The sequence below is a fragment of the Pseudomonas sp. UBT genome, from assembly GCF_050915955.1.
Lineage (GTDB): Bacteria > Pseudomonadota > Gammaproteobacteria > Pseudomonadales > Pseudomonadaceae > Aquipseudomonas > Aquipseudomonas antarctica_A.
Genome location: NZ_CP168079.1, coordinates 1257016 through 1283911 on the forward strand (window position 1 = coordinate 1257016; position 26896 = coordinate 1283911).

General features: G+C 60.4%; 22 protein-coding genes, 2 tRNA genes and 1 pseudogene. 6 read left to right on the forward strand and 19 right to left on the reverse strand.

The genetic code is table 11. The features are described from left to right. Positions 1-122: 122 nt before the first annotated feature. Complete coding sequence (rlmB, locus tag ACDZ94_RS05840; RefSeq protein ID WP_128588782.1) at positions 123-887, reverse strand: 23S rRNA (guanosine(2251)-2'-O)-methyltransferase RlmB; 765 nt, start codon at positions 885-887, stop codon at positions 123-125. Then, a complete protein-coding gene (gene rnr / locus ACDZ94_RS05845; RefSeq protein ID WP_064450412.1) occupies positions 884-3517 on the reverse strand; it encodes a ribonuclease R in 2634 nt (877 codons plus the stop codon). The genes rlmB and rnr overlap by 4 nt, the downstream gene beginning before the upstream one ends. Before the next feature lie 224 nt (positions 3518-3741). Here rnr and ACDZ94_RS05850 point away from each other — a divergent pair. The 4 genes from ACDZ94_RS05850 to ACDZ94_RS05865 all read left to right on the forward strand — a co-directional run bounded on the left by ACDZ94_RS05850 (position 3742) and on the right by ACDZ94_RS05865 (position 6840). Continuing rightward, positions 3742-3828 (forward strand) — tRNA-Leu (locus ACDZ94_RS05850). 177 nt (positions 3829-4005) lie between these two features. Further along, positions 4006-4092 (forward strand) — tRNA-Leu (locus ACDZ94_RS05855). A 157-nt stretch (positions 4093-4249) separates the two neighbouring features. Beyond that, on the forward strand, positions 4250-5275 hold the full coding sequence (locus ACDZ94_RS05860; protein ID WP_064450411.1) for an extracellular solute-binding protein: 1026 nt from the start codon (positions 4250-4252) through the stop codon (positions 5273-5275). After that, positions 5275-6840, forward strand: coding sequence for an ABC transporter permease (locus ACDZ94_RS05865; RefSeq protein ID WP_432751191.1), 1566 nt, complete (start codon positions 5275-5277; stop codon positions 6838-6840). The genes ACDZ94_RS05860 and ACDZ94_RS05865 overlap by 1 nt, the downstream gene beginning before the upstream one ends. A 91-nt stretch (positions 6841-6931) precedes the next feature. Here ACDZ94_RS05865 and ACDZ94_RS05870 read toward each other — a convergent pair whose 3' ends face one another. The 13 genes and pseudogenes from ACDZ94_RS05870 to ACDZ94_RS05930 all read right to left on the reverse strand — a co-directional run bounded on the left by ACDZ94_RS05870 (position 6932) and on the right by ACDZ94_RS05930 (position 21288). Then, a complete protein-coding gene (locus ACDZ94_RS05870; protein ID WP_432751484.1) occupies positions 6932-7816 on the reverse strand; it encodes a methyl-accepting chemotaxis protein in 885 nt (294 codons plus the stop codon). A gap of 21 nt (positions 7817-7837) precedes the next feature. Then, positions 7838-8893, reverse strand: a pseudogene (locus ACDZ94_RS05875) (methyl-accepting chemotaxis protein); the annotation flags it as partial. Between the two features lie 112 nt (positions 8894-9005). Beyond that, positions 9006-10295 carry an adenylosuccinate synthase gene (locus ACDZ94_RS05880; protein WP_432751192.1) on the reverse strand — a complete coding sequence of 430 codons (1290 nt, stop codon included), beginning with the start codon at positions 10293-10295 and terminating at the stop codon, positions 9006-9008. Between the two features lie 54 nt (positions 10296-10349). Beyond that, positions 10350-11537, reverse strand: coding sequence for an ATP phosphoribosyltransferase regulatory subunit (locus ACDZ94_RS05885; protein WP_064450407.1), 1188 nt, complete (start codon positions 11535-11537; stop codon positions 10350-10352). A 303-nt stretch (positions 11538-11840) separates the two neighbouring features. Then, a complete protein-coding gene (hflC, locus tag ACDZ94_RS05890; protein WP_003217510.1) occupies positions 11841-12707 on the reverse strand; it encodes a protease modulator HflC in 867 nt (288 codons plus the stop codon). Continuing rightward, complete coding sequence (hflK, locus tag ACDZ94_RS05895) at positions 12707-13882, reverse strand: FtsH protease activity modulator HflK (protein ID WP_012721916.1); 1176 nt, start codon at positions 13880-13882, stop codon at positions 12707-12709. The genes hflC and hflK overlap by 1 nt, the downstream gene beginning before the upstream one ends. A 96-nt stretch (positions 13883-13978) precedes the next feature. Beyond that, positions 13979-15280: a ribosome rescue GTPase HflX gene (gene hflX / locus ACDZ94_RS05900; RefSeq protein WP_432751193.1), complete on the reverse strand. Its 1302-nt coding sequence runs from the start codon at positions 15278-15280 to the stop codon at positions 13979-13981. Positions 15281-15292: 12 nt separating this feature from the next. Next, positions 15293-15553 (reverse strand): RNA chaperone Hfq, encoded by a 261-nt coding sequence (hfq, locus tag ACDZ94_RS05905; protein ID WP_003188059.1) that lies wholly within the window; start codon positions 15551-15553, stop codon positions 15293-15295. A 93-nt stretch (positions 15554-15646) separates the two neighbouring features. Next, positions 15647-16618 carry a tRNA (adenosine(37)-N6)-dimethylallyltransferase MiaA gene (gene miaA, locus ACDZ94_RS05910; protein WP_064450405.1) on the reverse strand — a complete coding sequence of 324 codons (972 nt, stop codon included), beginning with the start codon at positions 16616-16618 and terminating at the stop codon, positions 15647-15649. Further along, complete coding sequence (gene mutL, locus ACDZ94_RS05915) at positions 16618-18531, reverse strand: DNA mismatch repair endonuclease MutL (RefSeq protein ID WP_410524778.1); 1914 nt, start codon at positions 18529-18531, stop codon at positions 16618-16620. The genes miaA and mutL overlap by 1 nt, the downstream gene beginning before the upstream one ends. Continuing rightward, positions 18531-19952 carry an N-acetylmuramoyl-L-alanine amidase gene (locus ACDZ94_RS05920; RefSeq protein ID WP_064450403.1) on the reverse strand — a complete coding sequence of 474 codons (1422 nt, stop codon included), beginning with the start codon at positions 19950-19952 and terminating at the stop codon, positions 18531-18533. The genes mutL and ACDZ94_RS05920 overlap by 1 nt, the downstream gene beginning before the upstream one ends. A gap of 17 nt (positions 19953-19969) precedes the next feature. Then, on the reverse strand, positions 19970-20440 hold the full coding sequence (gene tsaE, locus ACDZ94_RS05925; RefSeq protein WP_432751194.1) for a tRNA (adenosine(37)-N6)-threonylcarbamoyltransferase complex ATPase subunit type 1 TsaE: 471 nt from the start codon (positions 20438-20440) through the stop codon (positions 19970-19972). Next, positions 20428-21288, reverse strand: a complete 861-nt coding sequence (locus tag ACDZ94_RS05930) for an NAD(P)H-hydrate dehydratase (RefSeq protein ID WP_221293779.1) — start codon at positions 21286-21288, stop codon at positions 20428-20430. Before ACDZ94_RS05930 ends, tsaE begins: the two co-directional genes overlap by 13 nt. Before the next feature lie 63 nt (positions 21289-21351). On the opposite strand from ACDZ94_RS05930, the gene queG reads away from it, so the two are divergent. Next, the gene (queG, locus tag ACDZ94_RS05935; protein WP_432751195.1) at positions 21352-22416 is read left to right on the forward strand and encodes a tRNA epoxyqueuosine(34) reductase QueG; all 1065 of its coding nucleotides are present in this window, start codon (positions 21352-21354) and stop codon (positions 22414-22416) included. On the opposite strand, the gene ACDZ94_RS05940 is transcribed toward queG, so the two are convergent. After that, positions 22413-23030 (reverse strand): trimeric intracellular cation channel family protein, encoded by a 618-nt coding sequence (locus ACDZ94_RS05940; RefSeq protein WP_169875734.1) that lies wholly within the window; start codon positions 23028-23030, stop codon positions 22413-22415. The two genes, queG and ACDZ94_RS05940, sit on opposite strands and share 4 nt — an antisense overlap. 184 nt (positions 23031-23214) lie before the next feature. Continuing rightward, on the reverse strand, positions 23215-23757 hold the full coding sequence (gene orn / locus ACDZ94_RS05945) for an oligoribonuclease (RefSeq protein ID WP_003171343.1): 543 nt from the start codon (positions 23755-23757) through the stop codon (positions 23215-23217). Positions 23758-23865: 108 nt separating this feature from the next. Between orn and rsgA the strand changes: the two genes are divergently transcribed. Next, positions 23866-24897 (forward strand): small ribosomal subunit biogenesis GTPase RsgA, encoded by a 1032-nt coding sequence (gene rsgA / locus ACDZ94_RS05950; RefSeq protein ID WP_003171340.1) that lies wholly within the window; start codon positions 23866-23868, stop codon positions 24895-24897. A gap of 49 nt (positions 24898-24946) precedes the next feature. On the opposite strand, the gene motB is transcribed toward rsgA, so the two are convergent. Both motB and motA read right to left on the reverse strand, forming a co-directional pair. Then, the gene (gene motB, locus ACDZ94_RS05955; RefSeq protein WP_064450399.1) at positions 24947-25975 is read right to left on the reverse strand and encodes a flagellar motor protein MotB; all 1029 of its coding nucleotides are present in this window, start codon (positions 25973-25975) and stop codon (positions 24947-24949) included. 3 nt (positions 25976-25978) lie between these two features. Continuing rightward, a complete protein-coding gene (gene motA, locus ACDZ94_RS05960) occupies positions 25979-26830 on the reverse strand; it encodes a flagellar motor stator protein MotA (protein WP_064450398.1) in 852 nt (283 codons plus the stop codon). Positions 26831-26896 lie beyond the last annotated feature (66 nt).

The window sequence follows — 26896 nt, forward strand, 5'->3', positions numbered from 1 at the left end:
AGGGAGGCACATGCGTGCCTGCCATGAAGGCAAGGGGCGCAATAGTAGAGGAGCAGGGGGGAAGCTGCAAGCTGCAAGCTACAAGTGGTCAACCACCCTGCCTTCAACTTGCAGCTTGGCGCTTACGACTTGCGCGAAGCGGCTGACTTTTTGACGCCACGCTGGCGCCGGGCTTCGAACAGGCACACGCCGGTAGCAACCGACACGTTGAGACTGCTCACACTACCGGCCATCGGCAGGTGCACCAGGTAATCGCAATGCTCACGGGTCAGGCGACGCATGCCTTTGCCTTCGGCGCCCATGATCAGAATGGTCGGGCCGGTGAGGTCCTGGTCATAAATGCTGACCTCAGCCTCGCCTGCCGTGCCCACGACCCACAGGCCGCGCTGCTGGAGTTTTTCCAGGGTGCGCGCCAGGTTGGTCACGGCCACCAGCGGAATCACTTCCGCCGCGCCGCAGGCAACTTTACGCACGACCGGCGTCAGGGTCGCCGACTTGTCTTTCGGCACAATTACCGCCAGCGCGCCGGCAGCGTCCGCCGAACGCAGGCAGGCGCCGAGGTTGTGCGGGTCGGTCACGCCGTCCAGTACCAGCAGCAGCGGCGCGCCTTCGGTACGGTCGAGCAACTCGTCGAGCATCGCCTCGCCCCAGACCTGGCTCGGGCTTACGTCCGCAACCACGCCCTGGTGAACGCCCTCTACCCACACGTCCATTTCACGACGCTCGGCCTGACCGATGGCAACCTTATTTTGGGTAGCCAGCTCGACCAGCGCTTGTACACGCGGTTCGCTGCGGCCTTCTGCCAACCACACTTGCTTGACGCGTTTGGGGTGGTGACGCAGCAGTGCTTCTACGGCGTGTACGCCGTAGATTTTTTCCAGACTCATGACTTGGCCTTAGGTTTGCGCGACCCGCCGCTTTTCGCGGGGGCCGAACCCGCTTTAGGCGGGCCTTTACGGTGTTTACTCGGCTTGCTCGACGGCTTTTCCGCCTCGCGGGACTTTCCCCCAGACGCCGCTTTACCACCGCTTTTGGCTTCGCTGAGCAACTGCTGCTTCAACTCGCGGCTCTTGCGCAGTTCCGCGTTTTTTGCCGCGGCATCGCTTGGGCGGTAGGCTTCGGGGGCCTTGTCCTTGGCAGACGAACGACGAGCAGGTTTGGCTGGCGCAGGCTCGGCGACCGCTGCTTTCGCAGGAGCACCTTTGCCTTTGCTGGCCGGCGCAGTCGTCTCGCCGCCACGCTTCTTACGGCCAGTCGGCTCGGCTGGCTTGTCAGGCATACCGAAGTCGATCTTGCGCTCGTCGAGGTCGACGCGCATGACCTGCACCTCAACGGTATCGCCCAAGCGGAAGCTGCGACCGGTGCGCTCGCCCGCCAGGCGGTGATGCACAGGGTCAAAGTGGTAGTAGTCACCCGGCAAAGCGGTGACGTGCACCAGGCCCTCGACATAGATGTCAGTCAGCTCAACGAACAGACCAAACCCGGTTACGGCCGTGATGACGCCAGGGAACGACTCGCCCACGCGGTCTTTCATGAACTCGCACTTAAGCCAGTTCACTACGTCGCGGGTGGCTTCGTCGGCACGGCGCTCGCTCATGGAGCACTGCTCGCCCAGCTGTTCCAGGGCCGCTTCGTCGTACGGATAAATCCGCGCTTTCGGAATGGTCATGGCACCGGCGCGCTTGACGTGCGGGGTGTTCTGCTTGGAATGGATCACGCTGCGGATCGCGCGGTGCGTGAGCAGGTCCGGGTAACGACGAATCGGCGACGTGAAGTGGGTGTACGCTTCGTAATTCAGGCCGAAGTGGCCCTGGTTATCAGCGCTGTACACCGCCTGGCTCAGGGAGCGCAGCATCACGGTCTGGATCACGTGGTAATCCGGACGGTCCTTGATGCTCGCGAGCAGTGCCTGGTAGTCCTTCGGCGTCGGGCCGTCCTTGCCTTTGTGCAGGGACAGGCCGAGCTCACCGAGGAACGCGCGCAGCTTCTCCAGGCGCTCCGGCGGCGGGCCGTCATGCACCCGGTACAACGCAGGAATCTCGTGCTTTTTCAGGAATTCCGCAGTGGCCACGTTGGCCGCCAGCATGCATTCCTCGATCAGCTTGTGCGCATCGTTACGCGTGGTCGGGGTGATTGCCGCGATCTTGCGCTCGGAACCGAAGACAATTCGGGTTTCCTGCGTTTCAAAATCGATCGCGCCACGCACGTGACGAGCGCCCAACAGCACTTTGTACAACGCGTACAGCTGCTTGAGGTGCGGCACAACATGACCATACTCACCGCGCAGTGCTTTGGCTTCGCTGGTCTTCGGCTGTTCCAGGATGGTACTGACCTTGTTGTAGGTCAGGCGCGCCTGGGAATGAATCACCGCTTCGTAGAACTGGTAGTCCGTCATTTCGCCGGTTTTCGAGATTGTCATCTCGCACACCATGGCCAAACGGTCGACTTTCGGGTTCAGGGAGCACAAGCCGTTGGACAACTGCTCAGGCAGCATCGGAATCACGCGCTCAGGGAAGTACACGGAGTTGCCGCGCACCTGAGCTTCGTTGTCCAGGGCCGAACCAATCTTCACGTAGCTGGACACGTCGGCAATCGCGACGAACAACTTCCAGCCGCCGGAGAACAGGCGCAGCTTGCCAGGCTTGGCTTCGCAGTAGACCGCATCGTCGAAGTCACGCGCATCTTCGCCGTCAATGGTGACGAACGGCAGATGGCGCAGGTCGATGCGTTTTTCTTTGTCTTTGTCTTCAACTTCCGGCTTGAGCTTGGCGGCTTCTTTGAGCACAGCCTCAGGCCAGACGTGAGGAATATCGTAGGTGCGCAGCGCAACGTCGATTTCCATGCCCGGCGCCATGTAGTTGCCGACCACTTCAACGATATCGCCTTGCGGCTGGAAGCGCGCAGTCGGCCAATGGGTGATTTTCACCTCGACGAACTGGCCTACCTTGGCGGCGCCATTGCGACCCGGGGTAATCAGCACTTCCTGCTGAACCTTGGGGTTATCTGGCACAACAAAGCCAATACCGCCCTCTTCGAAGTAACGGCCGACGATAGACTCGTGGGCACGCGACACCACTTCGACGATCACGCCTTCACGACGACCGCGACGGTCCAGGCCGGAAACGCGCGCCAGGGCACGGTCGCCATCGAACACCAGGCGCATTTGCGCCGGGCTCATGAACAAGTCGTCGCTGCCGTCGTCCGGGATCAAAAAGCCGAAGCCATCACGGTGACCGGCAATGCGGCCGAGGATCAGGTCGAGCTTATCCACAGGCGCGTAGGTGCCACGGCGGGTGTAGATCAGTTGAGCGTCGCGCTCCATGGCACGCAAACGGCGGCGCAGGGCTTCGAGCTGGTCTTCGGTGGTCAGACCGAACTCTTCAACCAGCTGCTCGCGGCTAGCAGGCGAACCACGATCGGCGAGATGCGCCAGGATCAGTTCGCGGCTAGGAATAGGGTTTTCATATTTTTCCGCTTCACGAGCGGCCTCGGGATCGAGGGACTGCCAATCGGCCATTAGAGAGTTTTCACCTTGTCTATATGCGGGTTAGTTTGGCATACGCGTATTGAAACGGGAAATTTCAGACGTCAACAAGCCTTTAAAAGCTCTTTGTAGCCCCCGACAGACACCTTGCACGACCATTGGCGAAATTTTCCAGGCTTTTTTCATAGCAGGGCTTTACAGCTTAAAATCCGCTCCGTATAGTGCGCGCCATCGACGACGGCAACGTTGTTGATGCTGCCCAGGTGGTGAAATTGGTAGACACGCCAGCTTCAGGTGCTGGTGATCGCAAGGTCGTGGAAGTTCGAGTCTTCTCCTGGGCACCAATTTCAAACTCAAGGTTACGCTTTGAGTATCCAAAAACCCGCGAAAGCGGGTTTTTGCGTTTCAGGCCTTTGATTTTTAACGAGAATATAGATTTATATTTTTGATATCAGGGGTTTACAGATCAAAAAGCCCTCCGTATAGTTCGCTCCATCAACAGCGCAAGCGTTGTTGATAATGCCCAGGTGGTGAAATTGGTAGACACGCCAGCTTCAGGTGCTGGTGATCGCAAGGTCGTGGAAGTTCGAGTCTTCTCCTGGGCACCAAATTCAGATCAAACCCGCGAAAGCGGGTTTTTTCGTTTCCGGGGTTTAAAAACTTCCCCAGTGATTTCCCCCTCATCCGCACTTGAGAAGTTTTATCGTTTATCCTGCTCATACAAATCGGCAATGATTTGTTGCACTTATACGAGGAAAGCTTCGGATGACCATAAGCAATACCCGTCTCAAAACATCCCTTCTGCGTGGCCTGACCCTCACCCTGCTCAGCCTGACCCTGCTCTCGCCCGCCGCCTATTCCGCCGACAAGGTGTCACTGACCTTGTACAACGGCCAACACAAAGAAGTCGGCGATCAACTCGCCAAGGCCTTCGAAGCCAAGACCGGCATTCACGTCAATGTGCGCAAAGGCAGCAGCAACCAGCTGGCCAGCCAGGTTGTCGAAGAAGGCGACCGCTCCCCCGCTGACGTGATCTACACCGAAGAATCGCCGCCGCTGAACAAACTCGGCGAGCAAGGCCTGCTGGCCAAGATCGACGCCAGCACCCTCGACGTATTACCCAAAGACTATGTAGGCAAAAACGCTGACTGGATGGGCGTGACCGCACGCACCCGCGTCGTCGCGTTCAACCCGAAACTGATTGCCGAAAAAGACCTGCCTAAATCGGTACTGGATTTCGCCGGGCCCGAGTGGCAAGGCAAAGTCGGCTTTGTACCTACCAGCGGCGCCTTCCAGGAACAAGCTGTGGCGATTATCAAGCTGCACGGTCGTGAAGCCGCTGAAGAATGGCTGACCGGCCTGCGCGCTTTCGGCAAGGTGTACAGCAACAACATGGTCGCCCTCAAAGCGGTGGAAAACGGCGAAGTGGCCACCGTGCTGGTGAACAACTACTACTGGTTTGCCCTGAAGAAAGAAAAAACCAATCTGGACTCGCAACTGCATTACTTCACCGATGGTGATGCCGGCGGCCTGATCACCGTGTCTTCCGCTGCCGCACTGAAATCCAGCAAACACCCGAAAGAAGCCCAGCAATTGCTGGCATTCATGACCAGCGAAGAAGGCCAACGCGTAATCACCGATACCTCGGCTGAATACCCGCTGCGCAAGGGCATGGAATCCAACCGTGGCCTCAAGCCTTTCAGCGAGCTGCAACCGCCGAAAGTCACCCCTGCCGACCTGGGCAACGCCGAAGAAGCCCTGGACCTGGAACGTGACGTTGGCTTGAACTGATGAACCCACCGCCACCCGCCCCCACTTTGCGTGGGGGTTTTAGCCCGCGACGCAAACGTCCCTCGATCTGGCTGTTACTCCCCGTTCTGTTTCTGGTGGGGTTGAGCCTGTTGCCGCTGCTGTATGTCGGGACCAAGGCTTGGCAGGCGGGCTGGACGGAGGCGGTGCATCTGCTGTGGCGGCCCTATGTATTTGGGCTGCTGCGTAACACCCTGGCCTTGATGGTCGGGGTGACCCTGGCCTGCGGCGTGATCGGCCTGTCACTGGCTTGGCTGCTCGAACGCAGCAACCTGCCGGGCCGACGCATCTGGGGCGTGATCCTGTGCCTGCCGTTTGCGGTACCGGCGTTTGTCAGCAGCTTTACCTGGGTATCGCTGAGCGCCAACTTCGAAGGGCTGGGCGGTGCGATCCTGGTGATGACCCTGTCCAAATACCCGCTGGTGTTTCTGCCGGTAGCGGCAACCTTGCGCAATCTGGACCCGTCCCTTGAAGAGTCGGCCCGCACCCTTGGGCAGAATCGTTGGGGCGTGTTTTTCCTTATTACGCTGCCCTTGCTCTGGCCTTCGCTGCTCGCGGGTGCGCTGCTGATCGCCCTGCACATGCTGGTGGAGTTCGGCGCGCTGTCGATCATCGGCCTGCAGACGTTCACCACTGCCATCTACCAACAATTCGAACTGGAATTCAGCAATGCCAATGCCGCGATGCTCTCGGCGGTGTTGCTGGTGATGTGCCTGACGCTGCTGTGGCTGGAGCTGCGCGTACGCGGCAAGGGCCGACATGTACGCATCGGGCAGGGCGCGGCGCGGCATGCTGAGCAGGTTCAATTGGGTCAATGGGCGCCACTCGGTCAACTCTATTGCCTGGCGCTGGCGATCATTGGCAGCGGCATTCCTTTGGGGATGCTCGGCTACTGGCTGGCGGTGGGTTCGTCGGCGGCATTTCCCGTGGCCGAAATCGGCGAGGCACTGCTGTCTTCCCTGGCGCTGTCACTGGGTGGCGCCGCGCTTTGCCTGATCCTGGCCGTGCCGGTGGGCCTGCTGGTGGTGCGCTACAAAGGCTCACTGGCGATCTGGGCTGAACGCCTGCCTTATCTGCTGCACGCCCTGCCTGGCTTGGTGATCGCGCTGACGCTGGTGTATTTCGCGCTGCATTATGTGCCGGCGCTGTATCAGACGTCGGCGTTGCTGCTGATCGCTTACGCGCTGCTTTTTTTGCCGCTGGCCCAGGCGCCGATTCGCACAGCACTCAACAAGGCAGCACCGCAGCTGGAGGAAGCCGCACGCACACTGGGCGCGTCCTCTTTCAGCGCGTTTTGCCGAGTGACCCTGCCGATTATTTTCCCGGCACTGGGTGCGGCGTTCGCACTGGTGTTTCTGGATGCCATGAAGGAATTGACGGCGACGTTACTGCTCAGCCCGACCGGGCTGAACACCCTGGCCACCGCCGTGTGGGCGCACACCTCGAATGTGGAGTTTGCAGCGGCGGCGCCTTATGCGGCGTTGTTGATTCTGGTGTCGGGGTTGCCGGTGTATCTGCTGACGACGCGGATGTATCTGAGCCGCTGAAATAGCTTTCGCGAGCAAGCCCGCTCCCACATTTGAAACGCATTCCAATGTGGGAGCGGGCTTGCTCGCGAAAGGGCCCTACCAAGCGACATCAAGCCCTGAACTGCCCCAGGCTCGCCTTCAACTGCGCCGCCAACCCATCCAGCACCTTGCCGCTGGCCGTGGTCTCCACCACCGCCTGCGCGGCACGCTCGGCCTGGGCGTGAATCACTTCGACCCGCCCACGCACCGCATGCGCGCCTTGAGCCTGATGCTCAGCCGCACGCGTCGCCAAGCCAATCGCCGCATGCACCTGCTCCACCGAAGCCTGCACCGTCTGCTGCAGGCGCACGCTGTCGCGCAGCACCAGCAAGCCTTCGCTCGCCTGACGCCCCGCCTTGCCGATGGTGTCCACCGCCTCACGTGCGCCCTGCTGCAACGCCACGATATGCGCCTGGATATCACCCGTGGAACTCTGGGTTTTGCTGGCCAGGGCACGCACCTCGTCGGCCACTACCGCGAAGCCACGCCCGGTCTCACCGGCACGCGCGGCTTCGATCGCGGCGTTAAGCGCCAGCAAGTTGGTCTGCTCGGCAATGTCGTGAATCACTGTCAGCACCACTTCAATTTGTTCGCTTTGCTGCGCCAGGCGCTCAATAACCTGAGACCCCGCCTGCACCTGCCCCGCCAGCGCTTCGATCAAGCTGCCGACCTCCGCTGAAGTGCGCGAGTTTTCATCCGTTGCCTGGCGGATTTCCACCACCTGTTGCAACGCCGCTTGCATCGCATGGCTTTCGGCCTGGGCCTCGTCTGCCATTTGCGACAGCGCGCGCAAGCTCTCGGCCACTTCATCACGCTGCAAACCGGCCGCCTTGTCGGCACCGGCATTGCGCAAGGTCATGGCGCCGATTTCCACGCCGGTACGCTGGGCCACATCCCCCGCCTCACGCACGATCGGCTGCAACTTATCCACAAAGCGATTGACCGCCGAGGCCATGTCGCCGATTTCATCCTTGCTGCTGATCTGCACGCGCTTGGTGAGGTCGCCCTCGCCCGCCGCCAAGTCATCCATGGCCGCAATCAACAGCTTCAGGCGGTTGACCACACGACGCCCCAACACGATAGCGATCAGCAGCAACACGCCGAACCCCACCACGGCGAGCCCCATGCCGATACGCCAGCGCAAGGTGCCGGCGGCGTCCTGTACGGCGCTGGTGGTGTTGGCGGTCATCTGGGTGGCGGTGGCTTGCGCCGATTGCAGGCGCGCGCCCATGGCTGACGCACTGTCCGCGGCAGCCCCTTTGAGGCTGTCACCGACCAACTGATCACTGCTGGCGATGAGTGCGGCAAAACGTTTATCGAGCGCTTGCAGATCAGTCTCCACGGACGCCGTCGAAACCCCCATGCGGACTTTGCCGATCTCGACGCCGTTGGGGCTGATGGATGCCTCAACGTAGTAAACAGCAGGATCAGCCTTCGCAGCGTCCAGCACTTTATCCAGGGCGCGGTCGCCCTGCCCTTTCGCCAGCAATGCCTGGTTGATCGGGTTGTCACGGTTGAGATAACGGGTCAGATGCTCACCGGCAGCGTCGTCGTAGACCACGAACAACACGTTGGGATTGCGCTGGGCGCGCCGAGCAAACTCCGACAAGGTCGGCACGTCGCTGTCCCACATGGCACGCGGCGCCACCGAGGCCAGCAGTTGCGCCATATCATTGGCGGAGTCTTGCAGATCTTTTTCCAGGGTCGCACGCAATTGCTTCTGCTCTTCCTGCAGTCGCGTGGAAAGTCCTGCGGTCAGGCGCTGACGGGTGCTGGAAGACAGGCTGTCCAGACTCGATGTGACTTCCTTGCCGGCTTGCGCCAGTTCACCGGAGAGTTTCTGGCTGTCGATACCCAGGCGATTGCCCAAATCAGCTTCCAATGCAGTGACCGTGCTCCTCGTCAGAGCGACAGCCACCAGCACTTGCACCAAAAGAGCGATACCTAGGGTAACGAACACCGGCCGCAACAGCCGGCTTTGTAACAGTGAGAGAACAGCAGACACTGGGAATCCCTCCACCACGGGTGCCATTAATTTGATAGCACCGCGAAAGAGAGAACCAAAGCAAGGGTCGTGCCGTTTGTCTGGCGCCAATAAAAAAGGGCTCCCGAAGGAGCCCTTTACTTTTTACATCAACAGCTTATTACGCGAACGGGTGACGCAGAACGATGGTCTCGTTGCGGTCCGGACCCGTCGAAATAATGTCAATAGGCGCGCCGATCAGCTCTTCAACGCGTTTGATGTAAGCACGGGCGTTGGCTGGCAGCTCTTCCAGGGTTTTGGCACCCACGGTCGATTCGGTCCAACCCGGCACTTCTTCGTACACAGGCTGCAGGCCTAGGTAGCTGTCAGCGTCAGTCGGAGCAACGTCCTTGCCTTCTGCATCTTTGTAGCCGACGCAGATGTTGATGGCTTCCAGACCGTCGAGTACGTCCAGCTTGGTCAGGCAAATGCCCGAAATGCTGTTCACATCGATTGCGCGACGCAGGATAACGGCGTCAAACCAACCACAACGACGAGCACGGCCAGTGGTCGCGCCAAACTCGTGACCTTGCTTGGCCAGGTGCGCACCGACTTCGTCGAACAGCTCAGTCGGGAACGGACCCGAACCCACGCGCGTGGTGTAAGCCTTGGTGATGCCCAGGATGTAGTCCAGGAACATAGGACCAACGCCCGAACCGGTAGCAACGCCACCGGCGGTGGTGTTGGAGCTGGTCACGTACGGATAGGTGCCGTGGTCGATGTCGAGCAACGAACCTTGGGCGCCTTCGAACATGATGTCTTTGCCAGCACGACGCAAGTCGTGCAGCTCGGCAGTCACGTCCAGCATCAGCGGCTTGAGCAGCTCAGCGTATTCCTTGCACTCGGCCAGGGTGGTTTCGAAGTCGATGGCGGGTTCTTTGTAATAACCGACCAACATGAAGTTGTGGTATTCCACCAGTTCACGCAGCTTGTCTTCAAAACGCGGCATGTTGAGCAGGTCGCCCACACGCAGGCCACGACGAGCCACTTTGTCTTCGTACGCAGGGCCGATGCCGCGACCGGTGGTGCCGATCTTCAGCTCGCCACGGGCCTTTTCACGGGCCTGGTCCAGCGCTACGTGGAAGGACAGGATCAGCGGGCAGGACGGGCTGATACGCAGGCGCTCGCGCACCGGTACGCCTTTCTCTTCCAGCTTGATGATCTCGCGCAGCAGGGCGTCAGGTGCAACCACCACGCCGTTACCGATCAGGCACTGCACGCCTTCGCGCAGTACGCCCGACGGAATCAGGTGCAAGACGGTTTTTTCGCCATCGATGACCAGGGTGTGGCCAGCGTTGTGGCCACCTTGATAGCGCACTACGGCGGCAGCATGTTCGGTCAGCAGATCAACGATCTTGCCTTTGCCCTCATCACCCCATTGGGTGCCCAGGACTACGACATTCTTACCCATAACACTTGTCCTCATTCGCGCAAACTTGGTGCCGGCGATGGCCGGCAGGAATACTCAAGAAGCCAGTGGCGATACTTGCCAAAGCCCGTTCTGCAGAATCAATTGCTGGTCGCAGTCCGCTTCACGGGCGGCGGCCAATGGCTGCCCAGGCAGGGCCTGGACGACACGCTGACCCTCACTGCGCAACTGGCAAACCTGCTGCCAGAGTGCTGCGTCCGTACTGTCGGGCATCCAGATGCCACCAGACGGCAGCTCGACCTCAGCACGCCCCAGGGTCACCAGGGTTTTCAAATCGGTAGAAAAGCCAGTCGCCGGACGTGCGCGACCGAAGTCGGCGCCGATATCGTCATAACGACCGCCTTGGGCGATGGCCTGGCCAACACCCGGCACAAACACTGCGAACACCACACCGGTGTGGTAGTGGTAGCCGCGCAACTCGCCCAGGTCAAAATACAGCGGCAACTGCGGGAACCGCGCCGACAACCGTTCGGCAATCGCCAGCACGTCATCCAGCGCCGCCAGCACTGGCGCCGGCGCATTGGCCAGGCGCTCGCGTGCAGCCACCAACACTTCACGGCCGCCGCACAGGTCAACCAGCGCGCGCAGCATGCCGGCGAGGTCAGCAGGCACACCCTCGGTAAGGGCGATCACTTCATCGATAGCCTTGCGTTGCAGGGCATCGAACAACTGCTGCTCAACTTCCCCCGACAAGCCGGCCGCACGGGCCAGGCCACGGTAGATACCGACGTGCCCCAGGTCCATGTGCACATCCGGCACGTCAGCCAGTTGCAGCATGGCCAACATCAAGCTGATCACTTCAACGTCGCTGCTCGGGCTGGCATCACCGTACAACTCGGCGCCCAGTTGAATCGGGCTACGGGACGACGACAAGGCGCGCGGCTGCGCGTGCAGCACGCTGCCGGCGTAGCACAGACGGCTTGGACCTTCGCGGCGCAGGGTATGCGCATCGATACGCGCCACTTGCGGCGTGATATCAGCGCGGAAGCCCATTTGTCGGCCCGATTGCGGGTCGATGACCTTGAAGGTGCGCAGATCCAGGTCCTGGCCCGCGCCGGTCAGCAGGGATTCCAGGTACTCGATATGGGGAGTTACGACAAACTCGTAACCCCAGCTCTGGAACAGATCCAACACCTGGCGACGCGCTACTTCAATGCGCGCAGCTTCTGGTGGCAGTACTTCTTCGATGCCATCTGGCAGCAGCCAGCGGTCTACCGTTGCCATTACGCCATTCCCCTATGATCCGGGCGGCCAGCCCTCGGCCGAGCCTTGAGTGAAGCAGAAAATACCCGGCTCCTGCATAAACAACGCGCAAGAACGACGTGACGAACGGCCTGCAAACGGCCTCGTCGGGCACTTTCCTCGAAAAACCTGTGGCGCCTGCGCAACCAGCAACAATCAAACATGCAGACGCAAAAAAGCCGGGAATTTCCCGGCTGCCGCATCATACACCCGTTTTCTGAAAGGATCACCCCGCCAGGCGTTTTAGCCGCCCGACGGAGTGCTTCCTACAGAGTCACAGGCTGATTACTTGGACTTTTCCAGGTAGCGGAAGAAGTCGCTGCTTGGGTCCAGCACCATGACGTCGGTTTTGTTCGCGAAACTTTCGCGGTAAGCGCGCAGGCTACGGTAGAACGCGTAGAACTCCTGGTCCTGGCCGTAAGCCTTGGCGTAGATCGACGCCGCTTGAGCATCACCATCACCACGGGCCTCTTCAGACTCGCGATAAGCTTCTGCCAGCAGTACACGGCGCTGACGGTCGGCATCCGCACGGATACCTTCAGCCAGCTCGTTACCCTTGGCGCGGTGCTCACGGGCTTCACGCTCACGCTCGGTGCTCATACGCTCGAACACGCTGCGGTTCACTTCCTTCGGCAGGTCGATCGCCTTGACCCGAACATCGATCACTTCGATGCCCAGCTCTTTCTCAGCCATTGCGTTCAACGAGCGCGTGATGTCAGCCATCAGCGCATCACGCTCACCGGATACCACCTCGTGCAGGGTGCGCTTACCAAACTGGTCACGCAGGCCCGACTCCAGACGGCGCGACAAACGCTCGTCGGCAATCTGCTTGAGGCCGGAAGTCGCGGTGTAGAAACGCTCGGCATCCTTGACGCGCCACTTGGCGTAGGCGTCAACCATCACGGCTTTCTTTTCCAGGGTCAGGAAGCGCTGTGTCGGTGCATCCAGGGTCATCAGGCGGCCGTCGAACTTGCGCACCTGGTTCACGTAGGGGACTTTCACATGCAGGCCCGGCTGGACATCCGCCTGGACCACACGACCGAATTGCAGCAACACCGCGCGCTCGGTCTGAGACACGATGTAGAAGCAGTTCCAGGCAGCGATGACCACGACGACGCCCACAATCAGGGCGGTCAGCGATTTATTGCTCATCAACGACTCTCCCTGGTACGTGTTTGCTGTTGCAGCAAGTCAGCGGCCGCACGGGCGCTCGCTTCGTTAGCAGCAGCGTTCGAACCGGTGGACGGCGCGCTGGTGCTGCTACGACCACCTTCGATCATCTTGTCCAGCGGCAGGTACAGCAGGTTGTTCTGCCCACCTTTGCTGCCGGTCACGAGAACCTTGCTGGTGTTGCTGAAGACTTCCTGCATGGTGTCCAGATACAGACGCTCACGCGTGACTTCCGGCGCCTTGCGGTACTCGGCGACCAGCTTGGTAAAGCGATCCGCTTCACCCTTGGCACGCGAAACCACTTCATCGCGGTAACCGTTTGCATCCTCAAGGATACGCTGGGCCTGACCACGCGCTTCCGGCACGACGCCGTTGGCATAGGTTTCGGCCTGGTTACGCGAACGCTGCTCGTCTTCACGGGCGCGGATCACGTCGTCAAAGGCTTCCTGTACTTCGCGCGGTGCAGCTGCGCTCTGTACGTTCACCTGGGTGACGGTGATACCGGTGCGATAGGTATCGAGGAACCGTTGCAGGCGCTCCTTGATTTCGCTGGCCATCAACTCACGACCTTCGGTCAGCACCTGGTCCATGGCGGTGGAACCCACCACGTGGCGCAGGGCGCTTTCGGTTGCGTGTTGCAGGCTGATTTCAGGCTGATCAACGTTCAGCACGAAGTCCTGCAGGTTGCTGATCTTGTACTGCACGGTCAGCGGCACTTCGACGATGTTCTCGTCTTCGGTCAGCATCTGGCCCTGCTTGGTGTAGGCACGCTCACGCGTGACGTTCTCCATGTACTTCTTGTCGATCGGCGGGAAATAGATGTTCAGGCCTGGCCCGACAGTCTCGTAGTACTTGCCGAAGCGCAGCACCACGGCTTGCTCCTGCTCGTCCACCACGTACACGGCGCTGTACAGCCAGACGGCAGCCAGCACGACAAGACCCAGGCCCAGCAGGCCATAGCCGCCGCCCTTGCTTGTGCGACCGCCTTCGTCACCACCGCGTTTTTTTCCACCACCGAACAACCCATTCAGGCTTTCCTGCAGCTTTCGGAAGGCCTCGTCGAGATCTGGTGGCCCCTTGCGGTCGCCATTATTGCGGCGCTTACCACCCCAAGGATCCTGATTATTCGAGTTGCCACCCGGCTCATTCCAAGCCATAGCGCTCTCCATCTGATAAAGCAAAGACGCACCCACGGCGCGCCGACCAATGCTACAGAATGCCTGCTACTGCGGCACAACCGCTTTAGGAGGCTTTTATTGCAAAGTGTGTTGTTCGATGAACTCGGCCGGTACCACACCTTCACGACTGACCAGCCGATTCAGCTCCGAACGCGGCAATCGAACGGCCAGCAAGCTGACACCTTCTTCGTCGTATTCTTCTTTCTGTACCGCGCCCAACTCAAAAAACTGTGCACGCAGTCGAGCAAAACGCTGAGGCAAGCGCAAGGTGCCGACAAACAAATCGCTGCCCAGCAACTCGGCAATGGCCTGTTCAAGCAAATCCAAGCCAGTACCATCGCGCGCCGACAGCCATACCCGCTGGGGCTTGCCGTTCTCATCGCGCTGGATTTGTGGCTCAACGCCTTCAAGCAAATCGAGTTTGTTATAGACCTCGAGGATCGGCAAGTCTTGTGCACCAATCTCGCCCAGCACCAGCATCACCTGCTCGATCTGCAACATGCGATCCGGTTCGGCCGCATCGATCACGTGCAGCAGCAGGTCGGAGTTGCTCGACTCTTCGAGCGTAGACCGAAACGCCTCGACCAGCTTGTGGGGCAAGTGACGAATGAAACCCACGGTGTCGGCCAGGACAATCGGCCCCAGGTCGTCCAGTTCCAGACGGCGCAAGGTCGGATCAAGCGTGGCGAAGAGTTGGTCGGCCGCGTACACGTCCGATTTCGTCACTTTATTGAACAGTGTGGATTTGCCGGCGTTGGTATAGCCCACCAGGGACACGGTAGGGATATCCGCACGCATCCGGCCGCGTCGCGACTGCTCGCGCTGGCTGCGTACCTTTTCCAGGCGACCCTTGATCTGGCGCAGGCGAACCCGCAGCAGACGGCGGTCGGTTTCCAGTTGGGTTTCACCCGGGCCACGCATGCCGATACCGCCACCTTGACGCTCAAGGTGAGTCCAGCCACGAACCAGGCGGGTGCTCATGTGGTCAAGCTGGGCCAGTTCGACCTGGAGCTTGCCTTCATGAGTACGGGCGCGTTGGGCGAAAATATCGAGAATCAGACCGGTGCGGTCGATCACGCGACACTCGAAAACACGTTCGAGGTTACGTTCCTGACTGGGCGTGAGGGTGTGATTGAAGATCACCAGATCGGCTTCTTCAGCATGCACCAGATCGCGTAATTCCTCGACCTTGCCGCTGCCGATCAGGTATTTGGCGGTTGGCCGATGACGCGGTACGTTAAAAAACGCAACGGTCTCGGCGCCGGCCGAATTTGCCAACTCCTGAAACTCCTGCGGATCTTCGCGCGCCTCAGGGTCCTGTCCATCCAAGTGAACGAGGATTACTCGCTCACCACCACCGTGGCGCTCAAAGAACAAAGGAGACTCCTATCAGGCGTTACCTGGCTCAGCGTCACCCTGTTCGTCACCCGCTGCGCTAGGCAGACGGATAGGACGCACTGGAACGACTGTCGAGATAGCGTGTTTGTAAACCATCTGGCTGACGGTGTTTTTCAGCAGGATCACGAACTGGTCGAACGACTCGATCGTGCCTTGCAACTTGATACCGTTGACCAGGTAGATGGAAACCCCAACTTTCTCTTTACGTAAAGTATTCAAGTAAGGGTCTTGTAGCGAATGCCCTTTTGACATGTGCCGCACTCCTTTAAGGATCAATAATAAAATTCGGAAAATAGATAGCTTATGGCCGTCACACCCCCAAGGATAGACGGCAATTGCAAGGACTCAGCTCAATATGGAGACCGTTCCCAAGTATTTCAAGGCGCGTGACAGATTGTCGCTGTCCAGGCTGTCCAACCAGTGCAAATCGCTCCAGCTGCGCAGCCAGGTGAACTGGCGCTTCGCCAATTGGCGCGTGGCAATGATGCCGCGCTCCTGCATTTCGGCTGACGTCAGCTTGCCATCCAGATGATCCCAGACTTGGCGATAGCCAACAGCACGTATCGAAGGCAACCCAGCATGCAGATCACCTCTTGAACGCAGTGCTACGACCTCGTCCACAAACCCCTGTTCCAACATAATTGTGAATCTTTGTGCAATTCGCTCATGCAGCACCTGGCGATTTGCCGGAGCAATGGCCAGATTCGCCACAGTATAGGGCAATTGTGACTGTCCAGATGCGCCTGCTTGAGCACTTTGCGCAGTTTGTTTCAGCCTATGTTCAGTCATGGTCTGGCCGCTCACGCGCCAGACTTCCAGGGCCCGGGTGAGGCGCTGGGGGTCGTTGGGATGAATGCGCGCGGCGGACACCGGATCAATAGCCGCCAACTGGTCATGCAGGGCTTGCCAGCCAAGGCGTGCAGCTTCTTCCTCAAGCTCGGCACGCACCTGGGCGTCGGCCGGCGGCATATCCGCCAGGCCTTCCTGCAAAGCCTTGTAATAGAGCATCGTACCGCCCACCAGCAGCGGAATATTGCCCCGCGCGGTGATTTCGGCCATGGCGGCCAGGGCATCGGTACGGAAATCCGCTGCGGAATAGCTCTCGGACGGGTCGATGATATCGATCAGCCTATGCGGATGCTCGGCCAACAGCGCTTTGGATGGTTTGGCAGTGCCAATGTCCATGTCCCGGTAAACCAGTGCAGAGTCGACACTGATCAGCTCGCACGGCAACACCTTGGTCAGCTCGATAGCCAGGTCGGTCTTGCCGGCGGCCGTGGGGCCCATCAGGAAGATGGCGGGGGGCAAGGCACTCATCACCGGCCGCGCAAGAACAGTTTGTCCAAATCGTCCAGGCCCATCTGGGTCCAGGTCGGTCGGCCATGGTTGCATTGCCCGCTGCGCTCGGTGTTTTCCATGTCGCGCAGCAGGCCGTTCATTTCCGGCAAGGCCAGGCGGCGGTTGGCGCGGATCGCACCATGACAGGCCATGGTACCGAGCAGTTCGTTGATATGCGCCTGGATGCGGTCGCTGGTGCCATATTCCATCAGATCGGCCAGTACGTCGGCGACCAAACGGTTGGCCTCAGCCTGCTTGAGCAGTGCGGGAATCTGGCGGATAGCCAACGTTTCAGGGCCCAGGCGTTGCAGTTCGAAGCCCAGTTTCTGGAACACGCTGTGGTGTTCTTCGGCGCAGTCGGCCTCGCGCTGGCTGACCGCCAGGGATTCGGGCACCAACAGGGGTTGGCCGCTGAGACCTTCACTGGCCATGGCGATCTTCAGGCGCTCGTACATGATCCGCTCATGGGCGGCGTGCATGTCCACCAGCACCAGGCCGTGGGCGTTTTCCGCCAAAATGTAGATGCCCTTGAGCTGGGCCAGCGCATAGCCGAGCGGCGGAATATCACCACCGCCCTCCGGCAACGCGACAGCGCCCGGCTCGGCACCCGGCAGCGGCGCGAAGAACTCACGATAGGCCGCCTGGGCCTCAGCTACCGGCACCGTCGACTGCGGACGCGGCGTGTATTGATACTGATAACCTGCGCCTGCCCCGGAACCCGGCGCGGTATAAGCCGGTTGTGGCTGTGGCGACTGCAGCAGGTTGGCCGCCAGGCTCATTTCGCCCTGAGGACCGAACTCGCCGGCTTCCGGACCACTCGGGCGCACAACGGCCGTCACGATTGGCGCAGACAGCTGATCATCCGGGCGCACATCGCCCAGGGCGCGGTGCAAGGTGCCATACAGGAAGTCATGCACCATGCGCCCGTCGCGAAAGCGCACTTCGTGTTTGGTCGGGTGCACGTTGACGTCGACCACCGACGGATCGACCTCAAAGAACAGTACAAACGTCGGATGGCGACCGTTGAACAATACGTCGCGATAAGCCTGGCGCACCGCGTGGGCCACCAGTTTGTCGCGCACCGCACGGCCATTCACAAAGAAATACTGCAAGTCCGCCTGGCTACGGGAGAACGTCGGCAAGCCTACCCAGCCCCACAGCCGCAAGCCGTTGCGTTCGATTTCAATCGGCAGCGCCTGCTCCAGGAAGCCCGCGCCGCAGATTGCCGACACACGCCGAGCACGGGCGGCATCGTCATGGGCTTCGTGCAGGCTGAGGATAGTCTTGCCGTTGTGGCGCAAATGGAACGCCACGTCGAAGCGCGCCAGTGCCAGGCGCTTGATGACTTCTTGCAGGTGATCGAATTCGGTTTTTTCGGCCTTGAGGAATTTGCGTCGCGCCGGGGTGTTGAAGAACAGGTCGCGCACCTCAACCGACGTACCCACCGGGTGCGCCGCTGGCTGGACCCGAGGCGCCATGTCGCGGCCTTCGGTTTCCACCTGCCACGCCTGCTCGGCGTCGCGGGTGCGGGAAGTCAGGGTCAGGCGCGCCACAGAGCTGATGGACGCCAATGCTTCACCGCGAAAGCCCAGACTCATGACCCGTTCAAGGTCTTCCAGGTCGCGAATCTTGCTGGTCGCGTGACGGGCCAAGGCCAGCGGCAGGTCATCCGAAGAGATGCCACTGCCGTCGTCGCGCACCCGCAGCAGCTTGACGCCGCCTTGCTCCACGTCGACATCAATGCGTTTGGCACCCGAGTCGATACTGTTTTCCAGCAGTTCCTTGATCACCGATGCCGGGCGCTCAACGACCTCGCCCGCCGCAATCTGGTTGGCAAGGCGCGGGCTGAGCAGTTCGATGCGTGAACCGCTGTTCAGAACTGATTCGCTCATTACTGCGCCGCCAATTCAGTGCCAGGAATGGTCAATACCTGACCGACTTTCAACTCATCGGTTTTCAGGTTATTGGCGCTGCGCAAGGTCGCGGCCGAGACCTGGAAACGCACGGCGAGCATGGCCAGGGTGTCACCGGGCTGCACGCGATGGTCGCGCGGGCCCTGGGCGATTTTCCCGGAGTCACGCAGCCAGGCGATGTAGGTGCCCGGTGGCGGGTTCTGCTGGAAGAACTGACGAATACCCGCACTGATCGAGCGGGCCAGGGCCTGCTGGTGGCCGGCACTGGCCAACTTCGAGGCTTCGTTGGAGTTGGAGATAAACCCGGTTTCCACCAGGATCGATGGAATGTCCGGCGACTTCAACACCATGAAACCCGCCTGTTCCACGCGCTGTTTGTGCAGCGAGGTCACGCGGCCAATGTTGCTCAGAACCTTCTGGCCGACGTTCAAGCTGGACGTCAGCGAAGCGGTCATCGACAGGTCGAGCAGTACGCCGGCGAGCATTTTGTCCTTGTCATCGAGGGACACGTTGCCGGCGCCGCCGATCAAGTCGGAACGGTTTTCACTGTCGGCCAGCCAACGTGCAGTTTCGGATGTAGCACCGCGGTCCGACAGGGCAAACACCGAAGCGCCAAAGGCGGCGGCCGAAGGTGCGGCGTCGGCATGGATCGACACAAACAGGTCAGCGCCCTTCTTGCGGGCGATTTCGGTACGGCCGCGCAACGGAATGAAGTAGTCGCCGGTACGGGTCAGCTCAGCGCGATAGCCTTTCATGCCATTGACCTGACGCTGCAGTTCACGGGCGATGGCCAGTACCACGTCTTTTTCGTGCTGCCCGCGCGAGCCGGAGGCACCCGGGTCTTCACCGCCGTGGCCGGCGTCGATCACCACGATAATGTCGCGCTTGCCCGCAGGCGCTGGCGGCGGCGGTGGCAGCTTGACCTGTGGTTGCGACGGGTTGACGGGCACTGCCGGCACGGTCGCAACACTTGGGGTTGGCGCAGGCGGCGGTGCGGCATCGGCGGCGTTGTCGAACAGGTCGACCACCAGCCGATTGCCGTATTGGGCGTTCGGCGCCAGCACAAAACTTTTCGGGGTCACGGCCTTTTTCAGGTCGATGACCACACGCAGATCGGTCGGCGTGCGCTGAGCCGAGCGCATCGACGTGATCGGCGTATTGGCAGTGGAGACTTTCAGCGGCGCGGCCAGGGTCGCGCCATTGATGTCGATCACCAGGCGATCGGGCGCCGTCAGGGTAAAGACGCTGTGCTGGACCGGGCCAGACAGGTCGAACACCAGTCGCGTGTTATCCGGCGCTCGCCATAGGCGAACACTTTTCACCTGTGAAGCAGCCAGAGCATTGAAAGTCATTGCCGCAAGCAACACCCCTACGACAGCAACCATCGCGCGAAAGCGCATACCTAACCCCACCAATTTTATTTGAATTCCAATGCCAGAGCAGCGCACCACGACTCACCGCGCGCACTCTGGGGCAACAACTTCAGCTGACGTCCGTGATCATGCGGCGTAATGGTAATGGTCAGGTCCGGCTTTGGCAAAAAGCCTGTGCCTTTATCTGGCCACTCGATCAAGCACAACACATCTTCGTCAAAGTAATCACGGATGCCCATGTACTCCAGTTCTTCGGGATCTACCAGGCGATACAGATCGAAGTGGAAAGCGCGAACATCACCGATCTCGTAAGGTTCGACCAAGGTAAATGTAGGGCTTTTTACCGCCCCGGCGTGACCCAACCCACGAATAATCCCGCGGGACAGCGTGGTTTTCCCGGCCCCCAAATCGCCCTCGAGAAAGATCAACCCGGCACCGGCCGTAACCTGAGCAATGCGATTGCCGAACGCGACCATGGCGTCTTCATCCGCCAGGAAAAGGGTTACTTCAGACACGGCGACTGCTCCTCCAGCAATTGACGAATGGCAGGTATCAGGTCGCTGGCAGCCAAGCCGCGCCCAAAGGTGCCCTGACGATCCCCCGCCGTGGCGTGCAGCCACACGGCCAGGCAGCTGGCTTCATAAGCGGGCATGCCTTGGGCAAGTAATGCGCCCACCAAGCCACTCAGGACGTCACCCAAACCGGCGGTGGCCATCGCCGGGTGGCCTTGGTCACATCGCGAAACACGTCCGTCCGGGCTAGCAATCAAACTGCCAGCACCCTTGAGAATAGTCACTGCATTGAATTTCTGGCTCAACGCGCGCGCCACCTTAAGGCGATCGGCCTGAACCTCGACTGTCGTGATGCCCATCAAACGCGCCGCCTCGCCAGGGTGCGGCGTAATCACGCTGTTAGCGGGAAGGCTTACGCCGCCCGTGGCCAACTGATTCAACGCATCTGCGTCCCAGACTTGCGGCTGCGAGGCATTGGCGGCGACGGACAACAGGCTTTTACCCCAGGACGCAGCGCCCAGGCCCGGGCCGATGACAATGACTGAGATCTTTTCGAGCAGCCCCATCAACTGGTTGGCCGAACTCACGCCGACGGTCATGACTTCCGGCAAGCGCGCCAGTGCGGCCGGCACGTGTTCAGGCCGGGTCGCCAGGGACACCATGCCCGCGCCACTGCGCAAGGCGCTTTCGGCACTCAACAGTGCCGCGCCGCCAAAGCCTAGGTCGCCGCCAATGACCAACAGGTGGCCGAATTGGCCTTTATGGGCGTCCGGGGCGCGCGCAGCGAGTTGCGGCAAATGGCCGTGCAACAGGGGCTGTACGTCGGTTATTGCGTGTTTTGTCTGCGGCATGCGTCTTCAAGCTCCGATGTCTGGCAGAATTATACCTATCTAACCTGCGGTTTCCCTTGTCTCATGCCTGCCATCACCACCGATCTGCCCGCCCTCGCCCAATCGATCAAAGACTGGGGCCGTGAACTGGGCTTTCAACAAGTCGGCATCAGCGGCCTGGACCTGGCCGAGCATGAGCAGCACCTGCAACGCTGGCTCGACGCGGGCTACCACGGCGAGATGGAATACATGGGCGCCCATGGCAGCAAACGCTCCCATCCCGATGAACTGGTGCCGGGCACTCTGCGCGTGGTGTCGCTGCGCATGGATTATCTGCCAGGCGACACCCAAATGGCGCAACTGCTGGCAAAGCCAGAGAAAGCCTACATCTCCCGTTACGCCCTGGGCCGGGATTATCACAAGCTGATCCGCAAACGCGTGCAGCAACTGGCTGACCGCATTCAGGCGCAGATCGGCCCGTTCGGCTTTCGCGCCTTTGTCGACAGCGCGCCGGTGCTGGAAAAAGCCATCGCCGAACAGGCAGGCCTGGGCTGGATCGGCAAAAACACCCTGGTACTCAATCGCAAGGCCGGCAGTTATTTCTTCCTGAGCGAACTGTTTGTCGATTTGCCCCTGCCGGTTGACGCCCCTCACACCACCGAACATTGCGGCCGCTGCACGGCCTGCCTGGACATCTGCCCCACCAACGCCTTCGTCGGCCCCTATGTACTGGATGCACGACGCTGCATTTCCTACCTGACCATCGAGCTCAAGAGCGCAATCCCGGAAGACCTGCGCCCCCTGATCGGCAATCGCGTGTTCGGCTGTGATGACTGTCAGATCGTTTGCCCGTGGAATCGTTTCGCCCGCGCTACCGACGAAGGTGATTTCAAGCCACGGCATAATCTGGATAACGCAGAGCTGGCTGAACTGTTTATGTGGGACGAGGATAAATTCCTCAGCAGCACGGAAGGCTCACCGCTACGCCGCGCCGGTTATGAGCGCTGGCTGCGCAACCTGGCTGTGGGCCTGGGTAATGCGCCGTCGAGCATTCCGGTGCTGGAAGCCTTGAAGGCGCGCCGCGATTACCCCTCGGACCTGGTGCGCGAACACGTGGAGTGGGCGCTGAACCAGCACGCTAAGCGCTAATGCACGTCGTCGTTGTAGACGAATTTGGGCATTTCCCAGTGAAAACGGATCGCCAGCAGGCGCAGTAGAAAGCCGCTGAACAAGGTGAGCAAAATTGCCTGCTCGCTGGGCAGTTCCAGGTACAGGCACAGCATGTAGAACCAGGCGGCGAGGAACGACACGCTGGCATACAGCTCACGACGGAAGATCAGTGGGATGTCGTTGCAGAAGATATCCCGCAGGATGCCGCCGAAAACCCCGGTGATGACGCCGCTGACCGAGGCCACCAGCATGCCGTGGCCCATTTCCAGCGCCGTCATGCAGCCAATCAAGGTGAAGGCCACCAGCCCCACCGCATCCAGCGCCAGGAACAGCGAACGCAGGTGACGCATCAGCGGCGCAATAAAGATCGTCACCAGCGCGGCGATCGAGGTCAGCACCAGATATTCCGGGTGCTTGACCCAGGTCAGCGGGTAATGCCCCAACAACACATCACGCACCGAACCGCCGCCCAGCGCCGTGACGCAGGCGATCAGCACCACACCAAACCAGTCCATGCCGCGCCGACCGGCGGACAGGGCACCGGTCATGGCTTCGGCGGTGATGGCGATGAGGTAGAGCATCAACAGCATGATGGCGATCCTTGCAAAGAGGCCGGCAGTCTAATCATTTGCTGGTGGCACCAAAAGAGGGCGCCAGGCGAAAGACCGCGCTGCACCCTATCGCAGCCAAGCCAGCTCCCACACCCAGACATTGCGAATCCATTCAAATGTGGGAGCTGGCTTGCCTGCGATGGCGTCAGTTCTGACGCCCCAATCATCAAGCCTTGATGAAATGCTTGCGATAATGCTGCAGCTCGGCGATCGATTCGCGGATATCGTCCAGTGCCAAGTGAGTGCTGCCTTTATGGAAGCTGTCCTTAACTTCCGGCGCCCAGCGTGCGGCCAGCTCTTTCAAGGTGGACACATCCAGGTTGCGATAGTGGAAGTAGCTTTCCAGCCCCTTCATGTGCGTATAAAGGAAGCGGCGGTCCTGGCAGATGCTGTTGCCGCAGATCGGCGACTTGCCCTTGGGCACCCATTTTTCCAGGAAGGCGATGGTTTCGGCTTCAGCTTCAGCCATGCTGATACGGCTGTCGCGCACGCGCTGGGTCAGCCCGGAGTTGCCGTGGGTGCGGGTGTTCCACTCGTCCATGGTGGCGAGTACGGCGTCGCTGTGGTGGATGGCGATCACCGGACCTTCAGCCAAGGTGTTGAGGTTGCTGTCGGTGACAATGGTCGCCATCTCGATGATGACGTCGGTGTCGGGGTTCAGACCGGTCATTTCCAGATCGATCCAAATCAGGTTCTGTGGGTTTTGCATGGCTTGATTCTCTTGGCACCTTAGCGTAGCTGCGCAGTTTAGCAGGCGGGGCCGTGCTAGACTCGCGACCGTTTTACCCAACCTTTGCATTATCGACACGGAACACCAATGGCCAAACGCCAGCTCAATCGTCGCCAAAACTGGCGCATCGAAAAGATTCAAGGTGAACGCGCCGCCCGCGCCGCCAAACGTGAATCCTCCGCCGTAGAAGCGCTCGAGGGCGGCGACCTGGGCCCCGAACAAACGGGCCTGGTGATCGCACACTTTGGTGTGCAGGTCGAAGTCGAGGCGCTGGAAGGCGAACTCGCGGGTTCTGTTTCCCGTTGCCACTTGCGCGCCAACCTGCCTGCGCTGGTGACCGGCGACAAGGTCGTGTGGCGTGCCGGCAACCAAGGCATCGGCGTAATCGTCGCCCAGTTGCCACGCACCACCGAACTGCGTCGGCCTGACAGCCGCGGGCAGCTCAAGCCGGTGGCCGCCAACGTCGACATGATCGTGATCGTGTTCGCGCCGCTGCCCGAGCCACATGCCAACCTGATCGACCGCTATTTGGTTGCAGCCGAGCATGCCGGCATTCGCCCGTTGTTGCTGCTGAACAAATTCGACCTGATCGACGAGCAGAACGCCCCGGCGCTCAATGCGTTGCTGGCGGTCTATCGCACCCTGGGTTACCCGGTGCTGGAAGTCTCGGCGCATCACGGCAACGGCATGGAACAGCTGCAACAGCAGTTGGACGGGCGCATCAGTGTGTTTGTCGGCCAGTCGGGCGTGGGCAAATCGTCGCTGGTCAACAGCCTGCTGCCGGAAGTCGACACCCGTGTCGGCCCGCTGTCGGAGCTGTCCGGCCAGGGTACCCACACCACCACCACCGCACGATTGTTCCATTTCCCCGGCGGCGGTGAACTGATCGACTCCCCAGGCATTCGTGAATTCGGCCTCGGCCACGTCAGCCGCAGCGATGTGGAAGCGGGCTTCATCGAATTCAACGACCTGATCGGCACCTGCCGCTTCCGCGACTGCAAACACGACCGCGAGCCGGGCTGTGCACTGCTCAAGGCCCTGGAAGATGGCCGCGTACAGCAGCAGCGCATGAACAGCTATCGTTCGATTATTGCGAGCTTGCCCGAGAGCAGTTACTAAACTGCTGAGACAAAAAGGCCGCGATCATCGCGGCCTTTTTGCATGCGGCTTACGAGCCGGGCGCCGGTGCAGGCGCCGTAGGATCTTTCACCCCGCCATCATCAAACAGGTTCAGCTTCTGCCGCAGCTCATGGGCAGGCAACGGCTCCTGACCTGGTGGAATGGCGTTCGGATCAGCCGGCACTTCGCCTGGCGCACCGGCACCTTGGGTCGGTGCCGATGGGGCCGCGCCTTGATCGCCTTCGATCGCACGCTGGGCTTTTTTGGTCAGCACCACGATATCGATCCGACGGTTGATCGGGTTGAACGGGTCCTTGGGATCGAACAGCTGCGAGGAGGCAAAACCCACCACGCGCGCCACTTGCGGGTCCGGATAGCTGCCCGCCACCAGCGCACGCCGGGCAGCGTTGGCACGGTTGGCCGAAAGCTCCCAGTTGCCGAAGTCGCCCTGGCCTGCATACGGCTTGGCGTCGGTGTGGCCACTGATGCTGATCTTGTTCGGCACCGCTTTGATCGTGTCGGCCATGGCCAGCAGGATGTCTTCAAAGTACGGTTTCAAACGCGCACTGCCGGAGTCGAACATCGGCCGGTTGGCGGCGTCGGTGATCTGGATGCGCAAGCCTTCCGGCGTGATCTCGAAGGAAATCTGATCCTTGAATTTCAACAGCTGCGGGTTTTCTTCAACCTTGGTCTGCAGTTCCTGCAGCAACAACTCGAGGCGCTCTTTCTCGACCTGCTCGGCCATGCTCTCGACAGTGTCGCGCTCGATCGGGATGTTTTCCTGCGGCGATTCGGTCTTGACCTCGGGGTTGATGGTGCGCTCAGGCGCCAGCTGCGGCGAGCCGCCCAGGTCAATCACAAAGGGCGTACCACTCTCCGAAAAGCCTATCGGGTCTTTGAAGTAACCGGCGATGGCGATTTTTTGTTCCGGCGTAGCGGTCGACATCAGCCACAGCACCAGAAAGAACGCCATCATCGCCGTCGCGAAGTCGGCGAAGGCGATTTTCCATGCGCCACCATGGTGCCCCGCAGCGAAGCGCTTGACGCGCTTGATGATTATCGGCTGGTTGTTTTCCATGGTTTAGCGACCGCGAACCGCTTGTTCCAGCTCGGAAAAACTTGGGCGATGTTTCGGGTACAGCACCTTGCGCCCGAACTCCACCGCCAGCGATGGCGGCATACCGGACGCCGAAGCCACCAGGCACGCCTTGATCGCTTCGTAGAGGTTGACCTCTTCCTTGGCATCGTGGGCCAGGCAGGTAGCGAGCGGGCCAAAGAAACCATACGCCGCCAGAATACCGAAGAAGGTACCGACGAGGGCCGCACCCACGTGCATGCCAATGGCCTTCTGGTCGCCTTCGCCCAGGGACGCCATGGTCACCACAATACCGAGTACCGCCGCGACAATACCAAACCCGGGCATGGCGTCAGCAACGCCGGTCACGGCGTGCGAAGGGTGTTCCAACTCTTCTTTAAGGCTGAACAGCTCCATGTCGAACAAGCCTTCCAGCTCGTGAGGCGCCATGTTGCCGGAGGACATGATGCGCAGGTAATCACAGATGTAGGCGGTCATGCGCTCATCTTTGAGCACGGCCGGGTACTTGGCGAAAATCGGGCTGGCGGCGGCGTCTTCGATATCGCCTTCGATGGCCATCATGCCTTCGCGGCGGCTCTTGTTGAGGATCTCGAATATCAGACCCAGCACTTCCAGGTAGAAGGTGTGAGAGAAACGCGAGCTGAACATGCCCAGCGACTTCTTGATCACATGCATGGTCATGTAGCCGGGGTTGGCCTGCAAGAATGCACCCAAGGCCGCACCGCCGATAATCATCACTTCGAAGGGCTGGATCAGCGCAGCAATTTTACCGTGGGACAGGACGTACCCACCGAGCACGCTTGCGATGACGACGATGATGCCGATAATTTTAGCCATAGGGGATTGGTACTTGCGCCGTCGGGTTCATGGACATATTGAGTGCAGCCGAAAACTCTTGTTCTA